General features: G+C 43.7%; 5 protein-coding genes. All 5 read right to left on the bottom strand.

What is annotated here, in order from left to right; translation table 11 throughout:
- A partial coding sequence (locus WA010_RS09965) for a Sua5/YciO/YrdC/YwlC family protein (RefSeq protein WP_422556970.1) occupies positions 1-926 on the bottom strand: 926 nt, incomplete at its 3' end.
- Between the two features lie 23 nt (positions 927-949).
- Positions 950-2,764 carry a methyl-accepting chemotaxis protein gene (locus WA010_RS09960; RefSeq protein WP_422556969.1) on the bottom strand — a complete coding sequence of 605 codons (1,815 nt, stop codon included), beginning with the start codon at positions 2,762-2,764 and terminating at the stop codon, positions 950-952.
- Between the two features lie 72 nt (positions 2,765-2,836).
- Entirely contained in the window at positions 2,837-4,759 is a 1,923-nt protein-coding gene (locus tag WA010_RS09955; protein WP_422556968.1) for a hypothetical protein, read from the bottom strand.
- Positions 4,760-4,837: 78 nt separating this feature from the next.
- Positions 4,838-5,530, bottom strand: a complete 693-nt coding sequence (locus WA010_RS09950; protein ID WP_422556967.1) for a cytochrome b/b6 domain-containing protein — start codon at positions 5,528-5,530, stop codon at positions 4,838-4,840.
- A gap of 111 nt (positions 5,531-5,641) precedes the next feature.
- Positions 5,642-6,961 (bottom strand): nickel-dependent hydrogenase large subunit (locus WA010_RS09945; protein ID WP_422556966.1); only part of this gene is annotated, 1,320 nt, incomplete at its 5' end.

Below are 6,961 nucleotides of genomic sequence, written 5' to 3'. Positions count from 1 at the left end.
GTATAGGGGAGAAATACCCCCAATCTCTGAATATGGGGGGCAATCTGAGGGGATAGGTTCGTCTCTGATTGTGCATCAACGATCACGATAGGCTTGATGGAACCCGTGATATGGTTTCTTTCCACCTCATTAATCAATACATACGTTTCGAGTTGTTCGAGTGAACCGAACATCACCGCAAGGGGTTTGGCTTTACGGTGTTTACGCAGTCGCAATTCTCCCACGGCGGCATCCGAAGTGGCATCGCACATCAGATGAAATCCCCCCAATCCTTTGAGGGCGATAATTTTTCCCGCTTTGAGCATAGAGATGGCAAGCGCAATCGGATCTCCCGCGATCTCATTTCCTCTATTATCAAGGAATGTCAATTTTGGACCACAGTTTGGACAAGAAATCGGTTCGGCATGATAACGGCGAGAAGTTGGGTTGTTGTATTCCTCTAAACACTCCGAACACATCGTAAAATGTTTCATCGAGGTGCGGACACGATCATAGGGAGGGGTTTGAATGATAGTATAGCGAGGGCCGCAATCGGTGCAGTTGATAAACGGATACTGGAAACGGCGATTGTGCAAATCATCCATTTCGGCTTGACAGGCGGAACACAAAGCAGTGTCGAGAGGAATAGCAACCGATCCAAATCCCAAAGTACTCTCACGAATCTCAAAACCGTTGAACGACGCAAATTCACACGCTTTAATCTCCATCGAATCGATACGGGCACGTTCAGGGAGGTTTTCACTCAACGCTTTTATAAACGACTCACACTGCTCGCCATGTGCTTCGATCACGACCCCCTCTGGAGTATTGCAGACAAATCCGACAATAGCGTAACGGGTTGCTTCACGATAGACAAACGGACGGAATCCAACCCCTTGAACAACTCCTCGAAGGATGATTTGTATATCATTTTGTGGTTGTGACACTCATCCTCCTGATAGTTACTCGCTTATTTTCTACTTTTTGCTTCTTTGATCATATCGTTAAGTATTCCAAATAAAATAGTACTTTGTCGTTCAGTTTCCGCAAATGCGCTTGAAAGTTCTTCACGACGTTCAACGCAATTATCTCTCTTAACACATTCCAATGCCCCAAGAACATGTTCGTGTACTTTTTTATGCGGTTCTTCGAGTCTGCGATAAGCTTCAGTATGTCCGAATGCTGTTTTACCATCCCCATGCTCATACCACTTACCGAGTCTGCATCCGTGATGATCTCCAAATTGTGCTTTTAGCTCATTATCGAAAATCGAACCATACGCATTGAGTTTGAACACCAAATGATCAAGTTTCGCCAATATACCAAAAATTTCATACGAAATAAACTCATTATCTCGTTTAATAATTTCAGATTTATCAATCAATTCACCCAATGACTGAGTAAAATCATCAAGCTTACGTGTTGAATCAGCAGCATATTCTTCTGTCGTTTCACTGCTTTCTACCATCGAACCGGCGCTTTGTTTGAGCATATTGATCGTCATTTCTACTTCAGAAGTCGCTTTTTGGGTGCGTTCAGCCAGTTTTCGAACCTCATCGGCAACGACAGCAAATCCTCGTCCATGTTCACCGGCTCGTGCAGCTTCGATCGCCGCATTCAGAGCTAAAAGATTGGTTTGATCGGATATATCTTTAATTAACGCGATAATCTGTGATATGTCGCTGATATTTTTTTGAAGTTGTTGTGCATTTTCACGATTTTCATTAATCATCTCTGCAATATGATTGATTGAATCAATAATACTACCAGTACTCTCTCTCACTTCTAACACAACTTCAGAGGTTGATACATTAAGTGCATTGACATCTGCCAAACTCGCTACGGCTTGCTGAGCAGAGTCTTGTAAATCTTTGGCTCCACTCACCGCACCACCCGTCATATGACCAGAAAGGGTAATCATCATCTCGGAGTGAACTAAACTTTTGTTCGCTTTTTCATTGGCATAATGTGCATTAGTAGCATCTCTTTGCGCGTCTTCAGCGATATTTGCCATTTTGTCTAAAAATCGGTTAAAAGAGTGGGCGACTTCTGCAATCTCATCTTGCCCGTCAAAATCAATACGACGTGTAAGATCTGCTTCACCGCTAGAAAGAGCATCTGCAACCTTTTTAAATTCTCCCAAACGAGAGCTGATACGACGTGTTGTGAGAAAAAATAGGACAAAAGCAATAAAAAACCCCCCTATTGCAGCAAATGCCATCTTAACATGACCTGAACTCACCAGTTCATCAGCAGTAGCTTCGTGTGTTTGTGCTTGTTTTATTGCCTCTTTTACAATCGGATCAATCGTGTCATAATGGCTTTGAAACACTTTTTCGAGTTTACCATGAGCCAAAATACGAGCTTCATCAATTCGACCTGCTTCAATCAATGGGATCAATTCATCCTTCACCATGGCAAAATATCCCTCTGCCGTTGTTTTAGCATCCCCATTGATCATTGCTTTGAGTTTTGGATCTAAATCACTTTTTTCCCAATACACTTGACGTTCTTGAAACTCTTTTTCCAAAATACTCAATCGATCCATAAAGCGGTCAAATTCTTTAGGATCTTCAACTATTTCCAAACTCGCCAAACGAGCTTCAATAATATACTCTGGCGGTGGCAAAACATCGGCAATCAAATCTTTTGAATTCACAATATGGTTATAAGCATCCCCTTTTATTCGAACTGATTCAGTTGTGGAATACGATATAAAACTAACAATTACAAGAACTAAAAGAGTCAGCCCAGCTGTCACCATCAATCGTGCATGTATGGTCATCTAATAATCTCCTTATATGGCATAAAAAATATTATAGCTTTTTTTTAGACAGAGTGGATGCTTATTTTTTCATCAAAGAAAAACTCCGCCGACAACGCAATTTTCCTTCCCAATCGGATAACTCGTATTCATTAACACAGGAGTTGCCTTCAAATTTCTCTGTAGACGGCTAAAGAGCGACTGTCCGGCAAAATAGGTGCCGCATAGGACAATATCGGTCGCTTTGGTTTTCCCTTTTATCTCGGTGAGTAGTTCACTAAAATAGTCTCCGAAAGATTCAAAGATAGAATAGCTTAAATAGAGAGAGCCGACACCCGCGAGGCGGTAACTAATGATACTCGCCAAAAAGGCTACATGGTTGAAGCGGTTATCCTCCACCTTGGTATCGATCTGGAGTCCCCCTTTGCCGATGAACTTCAGCGCCTCTTTTACAACCCCCTCGAAACTCTCCTCTTCGAGCCCCAAAATCATCGCTGTCGCTTCAAAAAGATTCACATTGCTATTTTCGATTCTCACCAAAATTTCATGCAACTGCGGATGGTTTTTTTCGACACTCTCGATAAGCCGATCCGACCCCTCGCGTAATCCTCGAATCGCTTCGATGATACCGCTCCCGCTGAAGTGTTTCGGCGGAACGACCCGAATCACTTTTTTGCCGTCATAATAGAGAAACGACGGTTCTCCTTCGAAATAAGCACCCACGACTTTGGTTCCAAATTTGTTATGCTCGGCGATCACCGACATAAACGAAGCTTCATCGGCACTTATCGGATGGAAGTTAGCCGATTCTACGGCAGGTGTTTCAGAATCCAATTGATTGACTTTCAGCGTTGATGCACTCTCAAAGCGACCGATTTGATCGAACAATACCCCCCGTTCATCTTTGATCCCGACAAGACCATGCGCGATGCTGAGGGTATCAGCTCCATACGCTAAACGAGACGGAAACGAAACCCGCTCCCCCGAAGCGATAAATTTAATATCCTTGTTGATAAACAATCGCATATCGCTTTGAGTGTTGATCTCCAGATCAAAATCCATTACGAAATCAGCTTCGCACGGATGTTCTAGCGATTGATACGTAATAGTATCGATCCCTAAAAGTGTCAACTCTTTAGCGAGAAGGATAGAGAAACCCTCATCAGGGTATTTTACATCAACCGATGTTCCGAATGTCTCGCGAAGAGCTTCATCTTTGAGTGCTACGTGTAAAATCGGTCGTTCGATACTGAGTAATGCGTTAAACTCATCATTGATGAGAGAGCAATAGTCGGTGATTTTCATCGCATTAGAGAGCATCAACACAGAGCCTTGAGGAAGCTTATCACGACGTTTAAACAACCGATACCCCATCGTTGTTTTCATGAGCAGTGTTTTGCCATCACGCAACGCCTTAGCAGATACCTCAAACAACGTTCTAAAACTCCCCGCATCGTTCGCATAGCGTTCTTTATCTTTGTGGATCAGTTTGACAGGGATGCCGCACTCATGGCAGGAATTCAAAATTTGTTTCTCGCGACGCCCGAGAGTTTTGCCCTCATCATCACATGTCGGACACGGTTTTACATATTTCAATGCGCTGTTTTCACGCACATAGGGATAATGCTCAAAAAATGCGTATTGCCCGCCGCAATGGGTACATTGGGTAAAAGGGTAATAGTACCGTTTTGAGGAGGGATCGAACATCTCTTTTTGACACGAGGGGCATAATCCGAGTGACACCGGATACTCCATCTCGAAATCAGGTACCCGTTCAGGTTCACCTTCTAACTCATAATGCGCAGATGTACTCATAAAACACGAAGCGGGCAGAGTGGAAGCAATATGCTCCAAACACCCTTGTAATTTCTCATCACTCTCATCAAACGCACAGATAATTTTGTTTTTTTGCTGATGAACAATCGCTTTGATCCCAAAACTTCGGATGATCGAAATAAGATAATTTTTAATCGTGGGTTGTGTAAATGAGGTCATCACCTCTAATGCGAATGCCATAGCCGTCCTTTGCTCTCTTTACTCACCCTCTCAAAAGAGAGTGAACAGAAAGAGTCACGGACAAATGTCCGTGAACTTTTATTCTTTAACGAATTTCGTTCCGCCGATAACGATAGCGATATCTGCCTCTTTCCAGAAAATAGTTCTCCAGATTTGGTAATAGATATGAAATACTACCCAACAAATAATCAACCACATTGTCGTATGATGTGCGATGCGAACATCCATCAAGGTTCCGCCCGTAACCGGAATCGTCCAGTCAGTAACCAGATGAAGCATCCACGGCCACCACGCTCCGATAGAGCTGATTCCTGAACCCAATCCATGTACATACAACTGTAGCCCCGTGAAAAGCATCCAGATGAGTAGTATATGAAAAATCGTAAAATAGACGGTATTGAAACTGTCCGCATGGGAAGAATCAAACTCTTTTTTACGATTGAGTGTCAATAGATTAACCAAGACCGCTTTAAACTCGCTAACATTTTGAGCGTTTGGAATCAATTTTTTGTACGGTTTCTCAAAACGGCTGAAAAAGTATAAATACGCGATAATGACTGACGTAACATCAAAAATAATCGCAATAATAAAGTGCCCGTAACGATTCCATGCCATCACGTATTTATCGACAGCACCATCAGCGATGAACGTCTGATAGTACGGATGACCGATGTAAAGCCCTGTTACGACGGCACCAATCATACAAATCGCATTCACCCAATGGATGATGCGCATTGCGGGTGTCATCCTTTTAACTTGTTTATAGCCCATAACATTTTCTCCTTCTCCCGTATCCGGATGATACGGGAAGCTTTAGGGGGTTGTAGGGACATTTGTCCCTGCCACTTTATGGGCTTTGCCCAGAAAGCGTGTAACATCAAATTAAATACTGCAAGAGGTATCTACTTTGTAAACAGCAAGCTCTTTACCTTTGGTATCGACAACGTGAACCGCACAAGCGATACAAGGGTCAAAACTGTGGATGGTACGGATAATCTCCAATGGTTGTTCAGGGTTGGCTACTTTCGTCCCGATCAAACTCGCTTCATACGCACCCAGACGATTTTTGTGATCGCGAGGAGCCGCATTCCATGTCGATGGAACGATAGCTTGATAATTCGCTACTTTCCCCTCTTCGATACGTACCCAGTGACCAAGTGCTCCACGAGGAGCTTCCGCCATACCGCGACCTTTAGCACTTACGCTGACCGCATCGAAATCAAACTCAGTCCATGTGCTTTTATCACCTGATAGAACGTTTTTAGTAAGTTCATCAATCCACTCGACCATCACATCTGCCATGAGTTCCGTCTCAACGGCGCGAGCCGCAGTACGTCCAACGGTACTAAAGAGGACTGTAACCGGAAGATTACCCCGTGTGAGGAAGTTAGTAACGTATTTGGTAATACGCTCATCTTTGCTAGCGACACCGATAACCATACGTGCCAACGGTCCTACTTCGACGCGAGCATCGTTATAGATCGGTGATTTGATCCAGCTGTATTTCTCTTTGGTTTTGAGATAAGCATCTCCGTTCTCACGACGATCCAATCCGGTATATTCAGGGATCGTTTGCCCATCATACGGGTGGAGAGGTTTGTCCCCTTTGTACCATGAGTGGGTCACGTCTTCCATAATTTTTTCTTCATCTAACGGAAGGACTTTAGAGATGTCTCCACCCATCACAACCCCTTTAGGGAAGAGAAGTGCTGATTTATAGAATCCTGTATCATCAAGACGGAAATCCCCATAACTCATAAAGTTGAGCAATCCGCCGCCGGTTCCACCGACCCCTTTCCCCCCCATCAACTCACTAAAGGTTGCTTTAGAGTCTGTTGCTTCACCTGCATACATGGTTCCCGCCATGTAAACGTCCGGCAAATAGGCTTCTTTGACAAATTTAGTCCCTTGAAGAAGGAGCGATTTGAAAAGAGCCAAACGTGCAGGGTTTTGAATATCTTGAACACAGGTTACCCCACCGACAACGATAGATTGTGGATGCGGGTTTTTACCCCCGAAGATCGCCTGCATTTTTGCCATATCGCGTTGAACGTCAAGTGCCAACAAATAGTGGGCAACCCCGATAAGGTTTTGTTCCGGAGTGAGTTTATAGTGAGGATTACCCCAGTAACCGTTTCCGAAAATCCCCAAACGACCTTGTTTGACAAATTTTGCAACACGCTCTTGGATCGCTTTAAATTC

The organism is Sulfuricurvum sp., from assembly GCF_049305995.1.
Classification (GTDB): Bacteria; Campylobacterota; Campylobacteria; order Campylobacterales; family Sulfurimonadaceae; genus Sulfuricurvum.
This window is presented reverse-complemented; position numbering and strand designations above follow the sequence as displayed.